Annotated in this window: 16 protein-coding genes and 1 pseudogene; 4 read left to right on the top strand and 13 right to left on the bottom strand. The window is 68.8% G+C overall.

Annotated features, from left to right (window positions below; genetic code table 11):
- Positions 1–411: 411 nt before the first annotated feature.
- The 6 genes and pseudogenes from AB0K02_RS04595 to AB0K02_RS04570 form a co-directional block, all read right to left on the bottom strand.
- A pseudogene (locus AB0K02_RS04595) lies at positions 412–1,323 on the bottom strand (site-specific integrase); the annotation flags it as partial.
- A gap of 510 nt (positions 1,324–1,833) precedes the next feature.
- Entirely contained in the window at positions 1,834–2,445 is a 612-nt protein-coding gene (locus AB0K02_RS04590; protein WP_307715691.1) for a GAF domain-containing protein, read from the bottom strand.
- Positions 2,438–3,031, bottom strand: coding sequence for an ATP/GTP-binding protein (locus tag AB0K02_RS04585; protein WP_177153609.1), 594 nt, complete (start codon positions 3,029–3,031; stop codon positions 2,438–2,440). The genes AB0K02_RS04590 and AB0K02_RS04585 overlap by 8 nt, the downstream gene beginning before the upstream one ends.
- Positions 3,009–3,401 carry a DUF742 domain-containing protein gene (locus AB0K02_RS04580; protein WP_365990874.1) on the bottom strand — a complete coding sequence of 131 codons (393 nt, stop codon included), beginning with the start codon at positions 3,399–3,401 and terminating at the stop codon, positions 3,009–3,011. Before AB0K02_RS04580 ends, AB0K02_RS04585 begins: the two co-directional genes overlap by 23 nt.
- A gap of 3 nt (positions 3,402–3,404) precedes the next feature.
- On the bottom strand, positions 3,405–3,800 hold the full coding sequence (locus AB0K02_RS04575; protein WP_365990873.1) for a roadblock/LC7 domain-containing protein: 396 nt from the start codon (positions 3,798–3,800) through the stop codon (positions 3,405–3,407).
- A gap of 33 nt (positions 3,801–3,833) precedes the next feature.
- A complete protein-coding gene (locus tag AB0K02_RS04570) occupies positions 3,834–5,438 on the bottom strand; it encodes an ATP-binding protein (RefSeq protein WP_365990872.1) in 1,605 nt (534 codons plus the stop codon).
- Positions 5,439–5,787: 349 nt separating this feature from the next.
- Here AB0K02_RS04570 and AB0K02_RS04565 point away from each other — a divergent pair, with 349 nt between their 5' ends.
- The 4 genes from AB0K02_RS04565 (at position 5,788) to AB0K02_RS04550 (ending at position 10,466) form a co-directional block, all read left to right on the top strand.
- Positions 5,788–6,102 (top strand): YrhB domain-containing protein, encoded by a 315-nt coding sequence (locus AB0K02_RS04565; protein ID WP_365990871.1) that lies wholly within the window; start codon positions 5,788–5,790, stop codon positions 6,100–6,102.
- Positions 6,103–6,985: 883 nt separating this feature from the next.
- On the top strand, positions 6,986–7,720 hold the full coding sequence (locus tag AB0K02_RS04560; protein WP_365990870.1) for a hypothetical protein: 735 nt from the start codon (positions 6,986–6,988) through the stop codon (positions 7,718–7,720).
- Positions 7,721–8,084: 364 nt separating this feature from the next.
- Entirely contained in the window at positions 8,085–9,599 is a 1,515-nt protein-coding gene (locus tag AB0K02_RS04555; protein ID WP_365990869.1) for an MDR family MFS transporter, read from the top strand.
- 210 nt (positions 9,600–9,809) lie between these two features.
- Positions 9,810–10,466, top strand: coding sequence for a hypothetical protein (locus AB0K02_RS04550; RefSeq protein ID WP_365990868.1), 657 nt, complete (start codon positions 9,810–9,812; stop codon positions 10,464–10,466).
- A gap of 169 nt (positions 10,467–10,635) precedes the next feature.
- Here AB0K02_RS04550 and AB0K02_RS04545 read toward each other — a convergent pair whose 3' ends face one another.
- The 7 genes from AB0K02_RS04545 to AB0K02_RS04515 all read right to left on the bottom strand — a co-directional run bounded on the left by AB0K02_RS04545 (position 10,636) and on the right by AB0K02_RS04515 (position 19,250).
- Positions 10,636–11,160, bottom strand: a complete 525-nt coding sequence (locus tag AB0K02_RS04545; RefSeq protein ID WP_365990867.1) for a hypothetical protein — start codon at positions 11,158–11,160, stop codon at positions 10,636–10,638.
- 428 nt (positions 11,161–11,588) lie between these two features.
- Positions 11,589–12,359: a DUF2637 domain-containing protein gene (locus tag AB0K02_RS04540; RefSeq protein WP_365990866.1), complete on the bottom strand. Its 771-nt coding sequence runs from the start codon at positions 12,357–12,359 to the stop codon at positions 11,589–11,591.
- A gap of 16 nt (positions 12,360–12,375) precedes the next feature.
- Complete coding sequence (locus AB0K02_RS04535) at positions 12,376–12,762, bottom strand: hypothetical protein (RefSeq protein ID WP_365990865.1); 387 nt, start codon at positions 12,760–12,762, stop codon at positions 12,376–12,378.
- 175 nt (positions 12,763–12,937) lie between these two features.
- Positions 12,938–13,264: a GYD domain-containing protein gene (locus AB0K02_RS04530; RefSeq protein WP_365991015.1), complete on the bottom strand. Its 327-nt coding sequence runs from the start codon at positions 13,262–13,264 to the stop codon at positions 12,938–12,940.
- A gap of 161 nt (positions 13,265–13,425) precedes the next feature.
- Positions 13,426–14,265, bottom strand: a complete 840-nt coding sequence (locus AB0K02_RS04525; protein WP_365990864.1) for an adhesin — start codon at positions 14,263–14,265, stop codon at positions 13,426–13,428.
- Positions 14,266–14,369: 104 nt separating this feature from the next.
- Positions 14,370–16,274 (bottom strand): MFS transporter, encoded by a 1,905-nt coding sequence (locus AB0K02_RS04520; protein ID WP_365990863.1) that lies wholly within the window; start codon positions 16,272–16,274, stop codon positions 14,370–14,372.
- 186 nt (positions 16,275–16,460) lie between these two features.
- A complete protein-coding gene (locus AB0K02_RS04515) occupies positions 16,461–19,250 on the bottom strand; it encodes a serine hydrolase (RefSeq protein ID WP_365990862.1) in 2,790 nt (929 codons plus the stop codon).
- Positions 19,251–19,489 lie beyond the last annotated feature (239 nt).

The following is a 19,489-nucleotide window of genomic DNA, read 5'->3' as shown; positions in this document are numbered from 1 at the left end:
TTTTACACCCACACCACGCCATACCGCTTGCAGTTTTGGGTCACTGGTGTTCAGACGTTGGCACTTCCCATCTTTTTTTCGGGTGCGGTGTTGAGGTGCGGCTCTCCAGGAGCTCCTGGAGAGCCGCACTTTTGCTGACCAACCGTGGGCAGGGGGCAAGGCCCCAGGTCACCCGCATGCCAGATCCGTGCCAGATCGAGCGGGGACTCCCGGGGAACCGCGGCTGCATGCAGGGCCCAGGAGCCGCAGGCGCCGAAGCCATCAAATACCCAGGTCAGGCCCAACTCGCCTCACCTCGCTCCTAAAGCGGGTGTCGCAGGTTCGAATCCTGCCGGGGGCACCAGCGCAAAGGCCCCGGACCGATCATGGTCCGGGGCCTTTGACATCCACTTCTGACATCAACGGAGGCGGTCACTCACGGCCTGGCCGCCTCTTGAGCAGCCGGTCCATGTGGCTGATCGCCTCGCGCTGCGTGTCCTGGACGACGTACGTGTAGACGTCCATGGTGATGCTGATCCGGCTGTGCCCGAGGATCTCCATCACGACGCGAGGAGCGACCCCGGCAGCAGTGAGCAAGGTGGCGCAGCCGTGCCGGGCGTCGTGCAAGCGGATGACGCGAAGGCAGGCGGAGTCGGCGACCCGGGTGAAGGACCAATACACGTTGCGCGGCTCGACCGGTCGGCCGGTACGGGTAGCGAAGACGTAGCCGCCCTCATCCCACGACTCCCCCGCGCGCCCCTTGGCGGCGGCCTGGCGCGTCCGGTGCCAGCGGAGCGGCGCGATGCACATCGCCGGGAGCGGCACTGCCCGGCGACGGCGGCCCTTGGGATCGTCGTCATAGAGGACGCCACGCCGACGCTGCGTCTGCTGACGGACGTAGAGCACGCGCTTGTCCGGGTCGACGTCGACCCAACGGAGACCGACGATCTCACCCCGCCGGAGGCCCATGGCAATGGCGAGGACGAAGGCCGCGTACAGCGGGTCCTTACGAGCGGCGGCGAGGAAGTTCAGCGTCTCCTCGAGGGACCAGGGGCTCAGCTCCCGAGACTTGGCCCGGGGCGGCTCGACGAGGCTCGCCACGTTACGGGTCACCAGCTCCTCGCGGCAGGCAGCCGTCAGGGCAGTGCGCAGCACCCGGTGCGATTCCTTGGCTGTGGCCGCAGTGGTCTTGTTCTCCAGCTGGACCAGGAAGCGCCGGACGTCGGCGGTGCCCAGGGATTCGAGCCGTTTCGACCCGATCACGGGCACGAGGTACAGCCGGACGTGAGCCTCGTACGTGTCGTAGGTGCTGAGCTTGCGACGCGGCCTGATGACGTTGTCCAGCCGTCAAGTCGGGGCAACCGACGACGCTCCAGCCCGGGCAGCTAGGGCCGCTGCCCAGCTCATGGCCAGGCCGCGCGCCAACGAGCCGTCACCCGCTCCACGAGAAAGCCCCAGGCCAGCAGCCCGGGGCTTCTTTGCTGTCTGGACCGCGCTGAGCGCCTTGCGCCAGATCCGCACCAGAAGGCCGCTCGCGAGGCCGCGTCGACAGCCGGGCTGATGAGGTGCCAGATGGCGTCTCCGGTCCGAGGCGTTTGCGGGGGCACGCACACCGGGCTCGTCGTATCCGCAGGTATGCGACAGCCAGGGCACCGTCCGTACGGCAAGCACTCCACGAGGGCTGCACCCGGTCGTACCAGATAGGGCGGCGAACCGTGACCAACCATGGTTCACGCGTCCCCCGGCCGCACGTCCACCTGGTCTAGCGCAGCGGGCGGATCGGCCGGGCACAGCCCCTGACAAGACGTGCCCGCTCCTGCCGACGGCCGAAGACCCCCTCTTGAACAGGCTTCATCACGAGCCGTGTGCCCGCCGTTCGATGCGCTCCACCAGGTCGGCCGCCATCGTCTTGATGGTCTCCAGCCCCTGTTGACCCCAGGGATGCGGATCCTGGTCCACCACGCAGATCGTGCCCAGCACCATGCCCGTGTTGTCGATCAGCGGAGCGCCCAGGTAGGAGTGGATCCCAATGGCGTCGACCACGTGGTTCCCGGCAAAGCGTGGGTAGTCGCGGACATCCTCCAGCACCAGAGCCTTGCGCCGCTTGACTACATGCGGGCAGAAACCAATGTCGAAGGCACGAGGCATCACCCGGCCGGGCACGGGATCGTCGAGAAGGGGGGACTCCAGGTTCACGGTCGTGTCGGCGGCCGCGCTGTACAAGCCCGCATAGTACTGACGGCTCTCGTCGACAAGGAAGTTGACCCCCGCGTAACACCCCCCGGTGCGCTGCGCGAGTTCACGCGCGAAGTCATCGAACTCCGGAACGGGCTTGTCCTCGATCCCCAGTTCCCGAAGCCGGCGTGTCCGCGCCTCTGCCTCAGGGTCCTCCGGAGGGAGAAGCAGATGACGCACGGCGATCGCTATCTCCCCTCCGAAGGGAGACTTGTACACCATCTCAGCCATGCGAACTCCTTGAAGTGATCAGATGCTCCACGAGGGAAAGCAGAACCCGAATACCCGAGCTGGACAGGCGGGCATCACACAGGACCACTGGGACCTCGGGCTTGAGGTCCAGCGCCGCCCGCACCTTTTCCGGCTCATAGCGGTGCGCCCCGTCGAACTCATTGACCGCGACGACGAAGTTGATGCCTCGCGCTTCGAAGAAGTCGACCGCCGCGAAACTGTGGTCAAGCCGACGGGTGTCGGCGAGCACTATCGCACCGAGCGCACCAGCGGACATCTCGTCCCACATGAACCAAAAACGCTCCTGACCGGGCGTGCCGAACAGGTAGAGCACGTGGTGGGGGCTGAGGGTGATCCGGCCGAAGTCCATCGCGACCGTGGTGGTGGCCTTGTTCTCCACCCCCTCCAACCTGTCCGTGGCAGCGCTGACCTCGGTCAGCAGTTCTTCCGTGCTCAGCGGCTCGATCTCGCTCACTGCTGCCACGAAGGTGGTCTTGCCCACCCCGAAACCCCCGGCGACCAAAACCTTGATCCCCATCGGAAGGGAGTCGGCGCCGGGTGCCTCAGAGCCGTTTGAGGAGCCCATCCCGCAACGCCTCCAATAGATCTCGATCGGGGGGAGAATATGACCCCGGTGTTCCCACGTCGAAGCGCCGTGTGACGACCGCCCCACGCTCCATCAAGTCGGACAGCAGCACCTTGATCACTGCTGCCGGCATCCGCGTGTGTCCCGCGAGCTCAGCCACCGTGACCGGCGTCCGGCACAGGTCAAGCACATGTCCGTGATCCAATCCGAGGTTGGTCCGCAGCACGGTACCCGTGGCCACCACCATGGTCATCAAGTCGAATTGGCAGGTGGGCCTGGTGCGTCCGTCACTGACGGTGTACGGCCGAACCAGCCGCCCCAGGGCATCGTCGAGCAACGGCCTATGCGGATCGTCCGGGTCATCCGGCATCTCTCACTGCCCCGCCGGCTGACGGGGAGCGGCCCCCAGGTGGCTGCGGACGCTCTTCACCATCATGGTCATCTCGTAGCCCAGCACCGGCACATCCGCCTCGCGTCCGGCCAGCACTGCCAACAGGGCGCCCTGCCCGGCCGCGGAGACAAAAAGCATCGAGCTGCTGAGTTCGGTCACGACCTGCCGCACATCACCGCCGTCATCGAATCGCTTGCCGGCACTGCGCGCCAGAGAGTGGAGCCCGCTGGCGAGGGCCGCCAGATGATCCGCCGCGTCTTTGTCCAGTCCATCCGAGGCCATCACCAGACCGTCCGATGACAACAGCAGTGCACTGCGCGTATGCGGTACGCGGTGCACAAGGCCGCTCAACAGCCAAGAGAGATCTTCACTCACCACAACTGCCCACTTCTCCTCAATGACGTGAAACTGCTAGGGGGCCGGATCCGGTCGGATCTCCCCGCCGAGGGACGAGGAGGTGTCGGTTTCCTGGGAGTCCTCAGCCAGGCGGACGCCGCTCTGAAACGCGGCCATCAGGCCGGGATCGTGATCGTCTTCCTTGGGCGCCACGGCAGTTTGGGGAGACTGCCGCAATTCCGGGGCGAGGTGTTCCTGACGGCGCCGCTGGGGCAGCACGGGGGGAGCATCTCCCTGCGTGGGGGCCGCGACGGGGGCGTGTAGTGGTTCGGCCGCCGGTGCCGGTGCCGGATCCCGAGCGACAGACGTGTCCGGCTCACGTGCCTGCTCCGTCGCGTCGTCGGCGTGTCCATGAGCGGCGGCAGGAGGGAGGTCCGACTGTTGTGGCTGTGATTCCACCACGTCCGGGCCCCGGCCCAGCAGCTCGTGCGGCAGCACCACCACCGCCTGTGTACCGCCGTAGACGTTGCTCTTGAGTTGGACGACGATGCCGTGCCGCCGGGCCAGCACAGAGACCACATACAGGCCGATGCGACCGTCCTGGAGCAGCTCGCCCAAGGCGATGCCCTCAGGGGAGGCGAGCAGGGCATTCATCTGGTCCCGCTCAGTGGAGGTCATGCCCAGACCGCGGTCCTCGACCTCGATCGCCAGCCCGGCGGTGACGTGCTCGGCACGCAGCAGCACCTGGGTCTGGGGGCGGGAGAACACCGTGGCGTTCTCCACCAGCTCCGCCAGTAGGTGAACCACGTCGACGACCGCGTGCCCGCTCACCGTCCCGTCCACCGGAGGCACCATCTTGACCCGCGAGTACTGCTCGATCTCGGCAGCCGCGGAACGCATCACATCGGCCATGCTGACCGGTCGGGTCCACTGACGATAGGAGACCTCGCCGCCGAGCACGGCCAGATTCTCGGCGTATCGCCGGACACGCGTGGCCAGGTGGTCCACATGGAACAAGCCTTTGAGCAGGTCCGGGTTCTCGACCTCGTTCTCCAGGTCGTCCAGCAGCCCGATCTCGCGGTGCACGAGAGACTCCAGCCTTCGGGCCAGATTGGCGAAGACCTCGAAGTGCTGACCGCCACGCTCCCGCGCCCCGTGCTCCACCGCAGTCGCCCCGGCCACGCGCTGAGCGGATGCGATCGGTTGCCCCGGCCGATCCAGCGCATCACCCGTCCGCTCGGACAACGGGCCTGGCTGATGGCGCTGATTTTCTCCCAGCTGTTGGCCAGGCCCCATCTGCCGTCGGAGCGTGGCCAGTTCGGCCTGGCTCCGTGCCGCGAACGAGCTCAACTCGCTATGGCTGCGAGCCACGGCCCGCGCCTTCCCCGCGGCGATGAACGCTGCGCCCGAGAGGATCACGCAGACGAGCAGCAGCGTTCCATTGAGCAGACCCCAGAAGGCGCTCTTGTCGACGTGGCCCACGCCTGCGGTGAACAGGAGAGCAGCGCCGGCGGCTCCGATGATCGCGACCAGCACGGCCGGCAACACCGCCAGAAGCACCATGTGGCGCTCAACTGCCTTGCCACGCCCGCCCATAATGTCAGGAACATGCCATGCCTGAAGCTCGGCGGGCGCTATCTCCTGATGGGCTTGAGCGGGCAACATCAGACGTTCCTGCATCACAGTCCCTGGTTGCGTATCGGCCAGCAGGCTGAAAAGTGTACGGCGCACGTTACCCCCAACGGCACCTCACGTCACGCGTGGTGACGTCATGGGGATTGATTCAACGGTCCTCATGTCCCTGAACTGACCTCAGTGCCGTGGCACACTCCTGGCTGTACGTGCCAGAACGTGCCGATCCATGCCAGAACGAGCGGGCACGAGCAGTGCCGACCACTCGAGGGCAGTGACAGCCCATGGTCGCCGCCATCGCGAGCAGGCTGATCGCCTCCGTGCGGGCGTCGATGCGTGGACGGTTGATCTTCGAATCAGAGTCCACCGACCCCAGGTGCGTACGTAGACTCGCGCAGTGATCACAGCCGTGCGAGCCCGAGCGCTCGTTGACGCCCATCTCGCCCAGATGCAGCCGTCCCCTCCGGAAGAGGGCGTGACCGCTGTAGTGATCCAAGTGAAGGAGCACGGCTTCGCGTGGGAGTACACGTATCAGAGCTCCAGATACGTGCAGACGGGGAGCCTTCGAGACATGTGGATCGGTACGGGGCCCATCGTTGTTGACCGCCGCGACGGCCGCCTGGAAGAACTTGGCGGCAGGCAGTTCGGTGACACGGTCGCTGAGTACCAGCGTGTCTACGACCAAGAGACGTCTACCGGCGGGAAGCCCTGACCCGTGCCCGCTACGTGCCCGACAAGGCAGGAGCAAAGGGGGGAACCACGGGGAACAGGGGTGCCAGTGGTTCGCCCCGGCCTCGGGCGGCAGAAGGGTTTCACTGTGCCGGCGGTGTTGGTGGCGCTCATCGTGCTGGAACGAAAACACCATTGCGTTCAAGCGGCGCCGCCTGTAGGCAAGACGCCGATGACGATCTTCTCTTGTGCTGCGTGCGGCAGGCAGCTCACATCAGAGCTCCAGATGATGGACACGGTTCCGGAGCGTCCGCATTACGACGGCCTACCCGTGGGTGGCGTACGTCGCGCGCCAGCGACGATGCCTCGCGGCTGGTACGCGGTGGACCCCGACCCATCGGGAGCTCCGTTCGTCCCCAGCGACAACCAGGATGAGTGTGTGCCGGCCTACCCGGGCGGCCCTTCGATGAGCGTCGACGGCCTGGAGGCTGTCTCCGGCGGGCCACGTGACACCCTGCTTCTGCACCCTGAGGACATGCCTGGGCTGCTGAAGCTGCCCACCGGCGAAGTCGGCTGCTGTGGTCTTCCTGGTGACCGGGGGCCCAACCGGAAGTGCACCTGCGGACCTGCGATAGGCACCGTGATGTCCGAGTGCTACACGCCGTACGAATTGCACATCGTCCCTGGCGCCGGGACGGGCCGGGGAGTTGGCGTTGACGGCAGCCCCTGACGGCAACCTCCGCACACTGGAGCGGTCGAAGCGCCGGGCGAGGGTTGGGGCGATGGGGAGGACACCAAGTCCAGGTAGCGGGAGGTGATTGGCATTGCGGAAATTGCTGGCGAGCGCTGCTCGATGGGCGGCACCGACTGTTGTCCTCGCCCAGGTCTGTCTCGTCTGGACCGGCGTGTTCAGTTGGGGCGAGGCTGTGGCAGTTGGGCTGATCCTCGAAGTCCTCCTCGCCGGGATCGTCATCATCGAAATCACCGTTGCCAGACGGGCCTTCAAGACCTCCCGACGTCAGGGCGCCGACGGTCAGGAGGCCCTCAGCCAGGCACTTTCCGCAGTCCTCCCCGCACCCGTGGCCAAAGCGATGGGGGCGGAGTTCGGACTCTTCCGGGCCCTTTGGCGCTGGATCCGCCGCAAGCCGGACGCGCCGGAGGCCCACGAGATCCTGACCTACGGCTCCGAAATCAAGCCAATCATGTGGGCGATGGTCTTTCTCGTACCGCTGGAGATCCTCGCCGTCGAATTCCTGGTCCCCTGGCCAGTGGTGCGCTTCATACTGCTGGCTCTCTCCGTGTACGGAACAGTGTGGGTACTCGGGTTCATCGCCGCGCTCTCCGTCCGCCCCCACATCGTCGGCGACGGCAAAGTGGTTCTGCGCTTCGCCCACTTCACCCAGATCACCGTTCCGCTCGAACTCGTGGAGTCGGTGCGTACGACCCGGCACAGCGGCTACCGCAGGGCGGTCCAGATCGCCGACGGCGTACTGGCGATGCCGATCGGCGACTCCACCACCCTCAGCGTCAGGCTGCGCGAGCCGTACCCCGTGGAGCTCAAGCCGGGCAAGCCGACGCAGGAAGTGCGAGAAGTCCGCTTCGCCGCGGACAACACTCGCGAAGCCGTCCGCGTCCTCACACTGGGCATCACCGGCGGCTGATCCACCTGCGCCGAGAGAGCCACGCGCGCTACCAGAGTTGCCACAGAGTCCACATCCCCCAGCCGGAGCCCCCGGCGCATCCTCGCAGGCGGAGGTCCAGGGCCCCGCGTGCACCGAGGGTCCAGGCCCTGCGGATCAGTCGGCGAGCACGGTCGCTGATGTCGAGCCGGGCGGTGGCTGACGGATTGCCTTCGTTGAGCAGACGAGAATTCGGGGGCGATTTGCGCAACGATGCGGAACACTCGGGGGCCGACCGATGAGTTCTGCCGGGTGTACCGGTCCTCACCGGTGTCACCAACCCACTCCAGCCGGCGGCCCTTGGCTGCGAGGCGACTGCGACCAGGAACCCCAGCGAGGTGCTGCCATGTCAGCTGTGATCCAAGAACGACCCGCCGTACAGGCGGGCCGCACACCGATGGTGGTGCGGCTGCTGGTGCTGGCCACGTTCGTGGTGATCCTCAACGAGACCATCATGATCAACGCGATCCCGCGGCTGATGGACTCGTTGCGCGTCACCGAGCAGTCGGCGCAGTGGGTGTCCACCGCGTTCATGCTGACCATGGCCGCTGTGATTCCGGTCACTGGCTGGTTCCTGCAGCGGGTCACCACCCGTCAGGCCTACGCCATAGCGATGGGCGTGTTCCTCGCGGGTACCGCCCTGTCGGCCGTCGCGCCGTCCTTCGAGGTACTGCTGCTGGGCCGGATCGTGCAGGCCGCGGGCACAGCCGTGATGATGCCCTTGCTGATGACCACGTTGATGATCGTGGTGCCCGAGCATGACCGCGGCCGGGTGATGGGCAACGTCACCCTGGCGATCTCGGTGGCTCCCGCGCTCGGACCCGCCGTGTCCGGGCTGATCCTGCAGGTCGGTTCCTGGCGACTGCTGTTCGTGGCTGTCCTGCCGATCGCGGCCCTGGTGACCTTGCTCGGGCTGCGCAAGGTGGAGAACATCGGCGATCCGCAGGTGAGCTCCATCGACTGGCTCAGCGTCGGCGTGGCGGCGCTCGGCTTCGGCGGCCTGGTGTACGGCCTGAGCCTCTTCGGCGACAGCGACGGCAGCGTCGGGCTCGCCATCGGCGTCGTCATCTCCGGGGCCGCGGCCATCGCCGTTTTCGTGATCCGCCAGCTCAAGCTGCAACGCACCGGTGTGCCTCTGATGGACCTGCGCACCCTCGGGCACCGCACCTACAGCCTGTCCTTGGCCCTCATGTCCATCGGGTTCCTCGCGATGCTCGGGGCGATGATCCTGCTACCGCTGTACCTGCAGAACTTGCGCGGACTCAGCCCGCTGGAGACCGGGCTGCTGCTCATGCCGGGCGGTCTGGTCATGGGCCTGCTGGGTCCGACCGTCGGAAAGGCGTTCGACAAGTTCGGCAGTCGCCCGCTGGTGCTGCCCGGCTCGATCGGCATGGTGCTCGCCCTCGGCGGGTTCACGCAGGTCTCGACGACGATGCCGTACTGGCAGGTGCTGGGACTGCACGCGCTGCTGATGGTCAGTCTGGCGGCCACGTTCACCCCGGTCTTCACGCTCGGCATGGGAGCGCTTCCCCCTCACCTGTACTCGCACGGCAGCTCGATGCTGGGGACGTTGCAGCAGGTCGCCGCAGCGTTCGGAACCGCGCTTGTGGTGACCGTGATGTCCGCGCGCGCCAGCCGCCTGGCCGCCGACGGTGTCGCCGCCGTGCCCGCGCAGGTGAGCGGGATGAAGCTGGCCTTCGGGGTCGCGGCCGCCCTCGCCCTGGTGACGATCGTCGTCGCGGCGAAGCTGCCGCACCGGGTCGCGGGGGCCGGCGCCCAGGGCCACGGCAGCGCCGACGCGGGGCCGCCCGCCGACGGACACCCCGGCCAAGGTGAACCTGCCACCGCCAAGGAGGCCTGACGGGCACGCACTCAGGCGCAAAGTGTGTAGCAGGAGGAGGACTTGAGCCAGGCGGCCGTCAAGGCGGCTCACTCCGCTCGCCGTGCGCGCAACACGTGCTGCGGCGCTCGGCAGCCCACGCAGGGATCCGGCGAGACGCATTTGGCGTGCTCAGCCCCCATGCGCTTGAGTATCCAACGTCAAGTCGGCAATGAACACGAGGGGTTGACGTTGATCAAGGCAGCACGGGGGATCGCGGCCGGAGTGGTGCTGATGGCCGTACTGACGGCATGTGGTGGTTCGGACGACGGTCTGGACGCCTTCCGGGGGGACGGCGACAAGCCCCCGGTCACGCTGACGCCGGACATGGTTCGCACCGCCCTTCCCAGCAAGGCGAGCGCCCCCCAGGGCTTCGAGGGCGACGACATCGAGATCGAGGTCGGCGAGGAGGCCGTCGAGACGTGCACCGAATCGACCGAGTCCAACTGCGGCGGGCTCATCGCCATGGGCGGCACCGACTTCGACACGGATGACAGCGGCCGGGGCGACAGCTCCGACTACGACGGTGAGGTCAACTTCGCCATCCTGGCCTTCCAGAGCCCGGACGACGCCAAAGCCACGTACAAGGCCCTGGTCACCGAGGAGCGCGGCGAGGCCGAGGAGGACGGGAAGAAGGCGAAGCCGGTGCAGATCGACGCGGGCGCCGAGGAGACCGAGGCCTTCGAGGACGCCGACGGGGAGACCATGGTCATGATGCGGATCGGGAGCGTGGTCACCGTGGTGAACGGCGACGGCACCTTCGTGGAGAAGCCGAACTACAACGACCTCGCGAAGCTCCAGATCGACCGCCTGAAGAAGACCGCCGAGGGCAGGAACCCCGACGCGTGATCCGGCGAGGCTCCGAAAAGGTTCTGACCCTGCGGGGGCCCAACTTCTGACCCGCGTCAGAGGGTCCACCTCAGAGGGCCGGCGTCAGAGCACCCGCGTCAGAGCGTCGGACACCCCCTCGGAAGTGATCTTCTGAGGGGGTGTCCGACAGCCTGATGGCGTGCCGTGCTCAGCCGTCGGACATGACGCCGTTCACGTCGCACTTTCCGTCGCGGCACGTCTCACCGGCCTGGAGCACCTCGATCACCACGAGCAGGGAGGCCAGGGACTCCCGCGCCTCGGGCACGTTCACCGGTGTGGCGTTGAGGAAGCCGATCGCGGTGTCCAGCCGCTCCCTCAGGAGGTCGACCTCCGCCAGGCAGAGGCACTTGCTGTCCTCCAGCGCCGTCAGCCTCCGGTCGGCCTGGGACAGAGCAGTGCGCGCGGTGGGGATCGCCGGAGGCGTGCTGTCCAGCGAGTCCTCCGCCAGCCGCAGCCGGTCGAGCAGCTGGGCGAGAAGCGGCGCGCAGTTCCTCTTTTCGTCGTCCCTGTCCTTGTCCTTGTCCTTGTCCCTGTCCTTGTCCTTGTCCATGACGACTGCGGCGGACGGGACGGACTTCGTGTCGGCCGAGACTGTGGGGGCCATGAACACGGTGGCGGCGGCCGCCGCCGCGGTGACGGCCACGATGGAGCCGCGGATCTTGGCAGATATCATCTCGTGCTTCTCCTCAATGCGCTCTGATGCGAGATGAGACGAGCCGCTCCGGATGGAGCTCTCGATTCCAAAGAACCCACGCTGACTCAGCGTGCAACCGCGACTACCGCCCGTGTCGCCGATGATGGGGTCCTCACCGCACGAGAACCGCAGGTCAACGGCCCGGAAGGGCCGTTAGGACCAAAGGGCGGCGCTGTCGTGCAGATCGGTGACACGGCGACCGCCCAGGAGGGGCGGCTGAGCGCGTCGGCATACGTCGCATGCGCTCCGGCCGGATCGGACGGAACGGCACCGCGGTCAGGCGCGACGACACCCCCGCAGCGCCGGCCTGAAACCGTTCCGCCGGCCCGCTCTGAACCAGCAGGCCGGCGGCGCGAACAAAGGCATCGTTCCCGCCTCGGGAGACTCGGCAGGCATGAGACCAGCCGCTATTGGCGGTGACGGGGCGTGGCCTGTCGCGGTGGCCGAGTCAAAGTGATCTGTCGGACGAGTTGCTGGAAGCAAGCCAGGCACGCGACGGGCGGCAGGACGGCTGCGGCGACACCCGTGAAGGTCCTGTCGGCCTGAGCCAGGCACAGAATTACCGCGACCGAGGAAAACAGCAGAACAATGAACCAGGAATGGAAAGCCCGGCGCCGGTGCAAGGCGGTTCGCAGGATGGAGAGAGAGGCCGCCATCCAGGGTCCGTACACGAGAAGGGGCCACCAGGGAATCATCCCGCTCTCCGCATCGGACATGATGTTCTGCAGAGGCTCATAGGCCGCCATGCCGCCGAATACGCTGACCATCGCCACAATCACGGCGACGAATGCGACGATGAGGAAGCTGCCGGTCTGCAACCACTTGAGCCGGAGCTTCCGGACTCGAATCTTCCGGTGCGCGGCAGAAGAACGCCGGACGCGCGGCAACTGAGCGGTGATCCGCGTCAGGTTCTCCATCGGGTCGGTGAAGTCACCGCCGGACGGCGCATCGTTGCGAGGCGGTGGCACCGTGGCCGCCGGCTCCGCCGGAACGGCCTCCTGCAAGAGATAGGCGAGCTCCTCGACCGGGTCCCAGTTCGAGTCGGGGGGCACCAGGGCAGGCCCTGAGTGCAGGCCCTCGACAGGGCCGCCGTGCCAGCCGGTCCCCACCCCATAGGTGTACGGGTCGGAATACCAGTCATTCCGCACGAAAGAGGGATCCGCATAGTCGTGATTCATGGAAATCCGCCCCCCGTCACGCGCGGTCAGCGCGGCGGCCAGAGCTTCCCTGACCGTTCCACCGCTGATTGAGTTCCTCCTGGGCCGCCTCCAGCAGTGCGAGGAAATCGCGGAGCAGTGAATCGGTGACCTGGAGTTGAACCCGCGCGCCGTCCCCGTGCAAGGTGCCACGCGCATCGAGCGCCGACTGCGCCACACCGGGCGTGTAAGTGTATTTTCCCGCCACCACATCACGGGCCGCAGGCAGACTGTCCTTCCTCGCGCCGTACTGAGGCAAGCCGTGGAACCCTGCTTTCGTCATATCCCGACTAACGCCGCTCCCTCTCCTCCAGATGCGTGGCAAATGGGTGACGCTGGCACCGGGAAACGCCGAGGCGGGCGTCGTAATTAATACCATCTGCATCTCACTCTGCGTGGCATGAGCCGAGCGGTTGTCCTCCGCTGCCGGCATCGGCGACCACGAAGCGCGGCACACCTTCGGAAGCGGGTGCGGCAGGTTCGCATCCTGCCGGTGACAGCAGCGCGAAGTCCCGGATCGGTGGCGGTCCGGGGCCCTCGGCGGCGTCAGCGGGAGACGGCTACGCGCCGGGGGCTCGGTACGTGATGTGCTCGGCCTTGCGCAAGGCGTCCAGCGTTTCGTCGACCGTCAGGAGAACCGTCGTCTCGAACGAGCTGAGCGCACCGCCTCCCGTGATCGCCAGCGCGACCGCCGCCATGGAGACGTTGTCGGGGGCCTCCCACAAGTTGTAGCCGTCGCGTCTGCCGAAGGCGTACCAGAATCCGTGCAGTTTCCCGCCCACCGACTCGATGTACGTCTGAGCGGCCCGTCTGCGGTCCTCCGGGTGGCTGATGAGCCTGGCCCAGGTCTCCGGCGTGTAGTTGAACCTCGACAGATAGAGCGGCATCGAGTCCCTCTCGTCGGGCATTTCCCTGCAAAATGTCGTGGAATGCCGAACTTAGCCGCTGTGCCCCCGAAGCGGCTGCACCGCTTCTGCGTGTCACGCATCCGCCGCGTTCGACGCGCGGGAGGGCGTCGCCGAGCCCATGCGCGGGCGGCGGACGCCGGTCAGGCGCGGCACTCCGCGCGCATCTGCGCCGCCGCGTGGTGCGCGCCGTCGCGGCCGTCACCGCCCCAGTCCTGACCGCGGTCGACCAGGCGCACCGTCAGCCGCTGACCGTGCACCGGGACTTTCTCGATCACCAGGCCGCTGCCGCGCAGCGACGTCTGGTCGATCTCGAACGTCTTGACCGCGCTGCCCGGATCGTCGGGGTCCTTCAGCACGAAGTACGTGGACGGCCGGCCCGCCACGTCCCGCGCGCGGTCGCTCTCGGGTACGACCACCGCCACGGAGCAGGTCGTGTAGCCGCTGCCCACGTACCAGGACCATGTCGCGGTGTTCCCACGGTCCTTGACCGGGGAACCGGACATCGGGATGGCCGTGAACCGGCCGTCGCAGCCGTCGCCCCGGTGGCCTCCCGCGCGCACGGTGTACCAGCCGTCGTCGCCGTCGCCGTAGCGCCCGTCTTCGTCGTAACGCCCGCCGCCGGTGCAGCCGGGCCCGGCCCAGGCCGTGTAGAAGGAGCCCTTGGTGGAGCGCGGGGGTTTCGGCTTCTGCGGCGGCTTCGGCGTCGGGCGGCTCAGGGAAGGGGACGGCGAGGGCTTCGAACTCGGCGTGTCGGACGGCACGATCCGCTGCGGGGCGCCGCCGAGTTCGTCGAGGTCCTCGTCCGGGCCCGAGGCCTGCGCGCCGGCCGGCTGTGTGTCACCCCCGAAGGGGCCGCACGCCGTGAGGGTCAGGGCCAGAGCCGTCAGGGCGACCGCGCCCGTCATCAGCCGCCTTGCCGCTCGGGGCGACCGGGCCGCCCTCGTCGCCGCGCCGGCGTCGCCGTCTCGCTCGTACGTCATGTCGCACCGAACCCCGTAGACCGACTGATCGGTATGTCAAAACGCGTCCACTATGCACCAGCGCGACCGGGCGCATAAGTGTTAACGCGGGTAAGGCTGCGGCACTACCGGAACTCCTCGGGACACGGCGTACCGCGCGGCAGTCGATAGGGAGCCGCGAGCCGGTAGACGCCCGCGCGCGGTGCGAGCAGTTCGGTCCACTCGTCGCCCTGCGGGTCCTCCTCCGCCTTCAGCAGACAGCCGTGCGGGTTGTCGAAACTCCTCGGCCCGTCCTCCCGCAGCTTCGACGCCTCCGTCTCCTGCGGCCCCGGCACGCTCCTGCCCTCCTCGTCGACGAGGCCGAGCCACGGCGAGTACGGGACACGGATCAGCACACGGCCCGCCGACCGCACACGGATCGTCAGCTTCCCCGCGCCAGCGTGCTCGACCGTCGCCGGCGGGTCCGCGATCGGCATCGGGTCCTTCACCGCGAACAGCTGCCAGTTCGCGTCCCCCCACACCCGGGTCAGATACGGCTGCCCCTTGCTGACCAGCTCCGCCTCGCGCAGCGCACCGCTGGAGTCGGGGCGCCCCTTCGGCAGGACGACGTAGTGCACGGCCCAACGGTCCAGCCAGGCACGGTAGGTGGCCGGGGTGAGGACGTTCTCCTCGTCGTAGAAGAGCGGATTGCGTTTCATGTCCGCCTGGCGGTTCCAGCCGCGCGCGAGGTTGACGTACGGGGCGAGCGCGGACGCCTCGCGGTGGCTGCTCGCCGGGACCACCTCCACCCGGCCGCGCTCCGCGCCCACCTTCTGCAGCCGGTCGACGAGCGGCGCGAGCTCCCGGTTCCACGAAGCCGCCGGAGCGGTGCGGACGATGTCGTCGACGCCCTTGAACCCGATCCAGGCGTTCAGGCCCGCGAACGCGAGCAGGACGGCGTACCACCTGCGCGAGCGCGGCACCGTGTACGGCAGCGCGGCGAGCAGCACCACACCCGCGAACAGCATCGGCAGCCGGGACACGTTCGACCCGATCTGAGAGTCGATCAGCCAGGTCAGCAGCGTGCCGAGCGCGTACACGGCCGCGCCCGTGCGGACCGTGCGCCACTCCTTCGGCACGAGCACGAGGACGAGGGCTCCGAACGCGAACGGCAGCGACGTCGACGCGAGCGACATCGGCTGCGTGCCGGAGAACGGGAACAGCCAGGCGGAGAGCGCCACGACCACGACCGGCGCGAGGCCGACCGCGTACGCGCCCGGGCGGCGGCCGTTCAGGAACAGGGCGGCGGCCACGACACCGAGGAAGAGGCCCGCGACCGGGCTGGCCGCGGTGGCGAGTCCGGCGAGCGGGGCCGCGACGGCCGCCTTCGCCCAGCGGTTGCGCCGCCAGCGGTGCGGCCAGCAGAAGACCGCGCCGACCGCGCCGAGCGCGAACATCATGCCGAGCCCGAACGTGACCCGGCCCGACAGCGCGTTGCACACGAACGCGAACACGCCGGCGAGCGCGCACGCGGCCGGGTTCCGGACGGCCCGCACCCGCACGAGCATCAGGGCCGTCAGGGCGGACGAGACCGTTCCCGCGAGGATCATCGTCGTCCGCACGCCGAGCACGGACATCAGGTACGGCGAGACCACGCTGTACGAGACGGGGTGCATCCCGCCGTACCAGGCGAGGTTGTACGCGGAGTCGGGGTGCCGGCCCACGAACTCCGCCCAGGCGTCCTGGGCGGCGATGTCGCCGCCGCTGTTGGCCACGAAGAAGAACCAGAGCAGGTGCGCGACAGCGGCCAGCGCGGTGGCGAGGGCGACGGGGTGGCCCGCGAGGCGGGCGGCGAGGTGGCGAAGGCGCGACACCGGGGGCCGCTTGCCGTGCCGGTCCTCAGGGGCCTCGTCGCCGTGCACCGCCTGGTGGAGCAGCGTCGGTGAGGCGGACTGTATTCGCGGTCCGCGACGCCGCTGCGGGTCCGCGCCGCTGCCGTCGGGCGTGCACGTGCTGCTGCCGTCCGCCCGTGTCGGCTCAGCGGTGGTCACTGCGGCTCTCCCCGATCTGTCCCTCTGCCTGCCCTGTGTGCCGTCGTCCCCCGGGCCTGCCCTGCCCCGTCATGTGCCGTCCGTACGAGAGGACGCCGTCCCCGCGCCCCCAGTTGCCCGGGGACGCTAACACGTGGGCGCCCCGGTCGCCCGGGACGCCCACGTGTGCCGGATGGCCCGTCGGCCTCAGCCGATACGGGTCAGCCTGGCGCCGAAGCCCGGTTCCACGAGGTCCTGCTGGAGTGCGACGGGCACGCTGACGGTGCCCGCGCCGGATCCGGCGGTGATGCTGCCGACGACCGTGCCCGCCTTCGCCGTGTGCGGCAGCTTCTTGCCGCCGTCGGTCATGCCGAGTTCGACCTTCAGGCCCGACCAGCCGACGACCGTCATGTCCTTGGTGGCCACGACCGGGGTGTAACCGCCGACGCCGTCGTCCACGTGACCGACGACGTCACCCTTCTTGACCACGGTCTTCGCCTTCAGCGCCTCGCGGGTCGCGACCAGCACCTCCTCGCTGACGCGGTTGACCGTCTCGAGGATGGACGGCTTGTGCTGGCCGAGGACCGCGCCGACGATCGTCTGCGTCGTGCCGCCGATGTCCTTGTACGCGGCGAACAGCAGGTTGCCGCCGGCCTTGGTGGTCGATCCGGTCTTGATGCCGATCGCGCCGTTGCGCGGCATCAGCGTGTTGTAGTTGCTGTGCCGCTTTCCTGACGGGTCGTACCACTCCTGCTGACGGGTGATGTCCACCATGGCCTTGTTCTTCACCAGGGCCTGACCCAGCTTCACCTGGTCGGCCGCCGTGGAGACGGTGGTGGCGTCGAGGCCCGAGGGGTCGGTGTACGTCGTGTTCGTCATACCGAGTTCCTTGGCGGTGTCGTTCATCTTCTTGACGAACGCCTCCTCGGAACCGGCGTCCCAGCGGGCGAGCAGCCGGGCGACGTTGTTGGCGGACGGGATCATCACCGCGCTGAGGGCGTCGCGCTCGGAGATCGTGTCGCCCTCCTTGATCGTGTTGAGGGTCGACTCGTCGTTGGTCCGGTCGTAACCGCCCTCCTTCTCGGCCAGCGCGTCCACGGGGATGGACGCGCCGTCCTCGCCCCGCTCGAAGGGGTGGTCGCGCATGATGATGTACGCGGTCATCGTCTTGGTCACGCTGGCGATCGGCACGGGCTTCTCCTCGCCGAACTCGCCGACGACTCCCAGCCCGGACACCGCGATCTGGCCCTGGCCCTCGCCCGGCCACGGGAGCGCGGGCCTGCCACCGTCGAAGGCGACCTCCGCGTCGGCGGTGAGCGCCAGCTCCGGGTCCGGGAGCGGACGGACCATCTGCACGACCGCGAAGACGATCAGCAGGAGCAGGACCAGCGGGGTCCAGATCTTGATGCGCCGCACCACCGTACGGACCGGGGTCTCCGGCGGCGGCGGGGTGTTCGTCAGCTCGGCGAGCAGGTCGAGCGGGGGCAGCGGCGGCATGGGCTGCTGCTTGGTCCGCTCGGCCTCGGTGAGCGAGGCGGGGGGCAGCGGGGCGGCCGCGGCCTGCGGCTTCTGGGGAGCCGCGGCGTGTGCGTCGTCGCGACGCAGGGGCACGAAGGTGCTGGAGCGCCCGGACCCGGCCGCCGGCTCTTTCGCGGAATCGGTCGCCGGCTCCGACGCGGTGGCCGGCTTGGGCACCGGCGGCAGCTTGAGCGCGGTCGTGGGCTGGTCGACGGCAGGGCGGCGCAGCGCCTTGAACGTGGTCGTCGGCTGGTCGACGCCGGGCCGCTCGGCCGGGGCGTCGTCGTCGGCCGCGCCCGCGTCCGTGTCCGTGTCCGTGGCGGCCTTCGCGTTCGACGCCCTGTCGGCCTTCGCGTGCGCGTCCGTGTTCGGCTTGGCGTCCGCGTCCGCGTCCGCGTCCGCGTCCGTGTTCGGCTTGGCGTTCGCGGCCGCGTTCGGCTTCGCGTTCGCGTCGGCGTCGGCGTTCGCAGATGCGGAGGAGTCGGCCTCGGAGCCGTTGCCGACCGCGGCCTCAGCGGAAGCTTTCTCCGCCGGGGACTTGGCGTCGGCCGGGGCCGGGCTCGCGGAGGACTCCGCGTCGTCCGACTTCTCGACCCACGCGGCCACCGCGGCGCGCAGCCGCGCGTCGTTGCCGCCCGGCTCGGCATCGCCGTCGCCCTCGGGCGCCTTGGGAGCCGTCTGAGCCGCGCCGGACGCCTCACGGGCGGGCAGGGTCCGGAAGACCGCCGTCCGCTCGCTCGCCGGCGGCTCGGAGGCCTCGGCGGCATCGCCATCGTCGGAGTCGTCGGAGTCGTCGTCCCTGGCGGACGTACGGGAAGCGCCCGAAGCCTCACCTTCGCCGTCCGCCGGGGCGGTGCCGGTCCGCGAGGCGGCCGCCGTCCCGCGGTCGCCGCCCTCCGCGTCACCCGAGCCCGCGCCACCGCCGGCACCAGCCCCACGGGGCACGTCCTGCTCGGACTGCGAGGCCGCGCGCGCCCCGTCGCCCTGTCCGGACGGCGTACGGGCCGACGCCTCCTCGGCGTCGGCATCCTCAACGGCCGCGTCGCCCGCGTCGTCGGCCTTGTCAACGGTCTCGTCAACGGCGTCCGCCTCGGACCGCGAAGCCGAAGCCGCGCGCGACGCGTCATCGGCGCCCGCGCCCTCCTTGGCAACGGCCCCCTCAGCGGCGTCCGCGCCGTCGCGGACGGCAGCCTCACCGGGACCGTCCGCCTCGGCCGGGGCGGCCCCGGACACGGTGTCCTCCGCCTCGGCGGCCTCCGCCGCCCTTCGCGGGGACAGCGCCCGGAAAACCGTCGTCCGCTCGTCCAGCGGCGGCTCGGCAGCCGGCGCGGACGGCTCGGAAGAGGCCGGGGAACCCTCGCGGAACACAGCGAGCCGCGGGTCGCGTTCGCTCCCCGTCGCCGCCCCCGACGACTTCCGCTGCTCCGACCTGTCGGGGGACTCGCCCGCCACCGTGCCTCCTTCATGAGTCATTGCCATGCGCCATGCGTATCCCGGTGCGTACGCGTACGCGTGTACGGCACCACGAGTGTCACGGCGAGCCCCGAAAATGACGAGCGCCCGCCGTGTCCGAACCATCTACCAGTGTCCTGTGTGAGCGCTTGGCTCCCGTGCTAGACGAGAACGACATACCTATCGGTTCCCTAACAAAGCACCCAGGCGCTCTCGACAGACCAATGTGAGAGGGGTCACCCTGTCATTCATCCACGCGGGGAGGC

Source organism: Streptomyces sp. NPDC049597, from assembly GCF_040675505.1.
Lineage (GTDB): Bacteria > Actinomycetota > Actinomycetes > Streptomycetales > Streptomycetaceae > Streptomyces.
The sequence above is the reverse complement of the archived record's forward strand: the minus strand, read 5'-3'. Positions and strand labels throughout refer to the sequence as shown.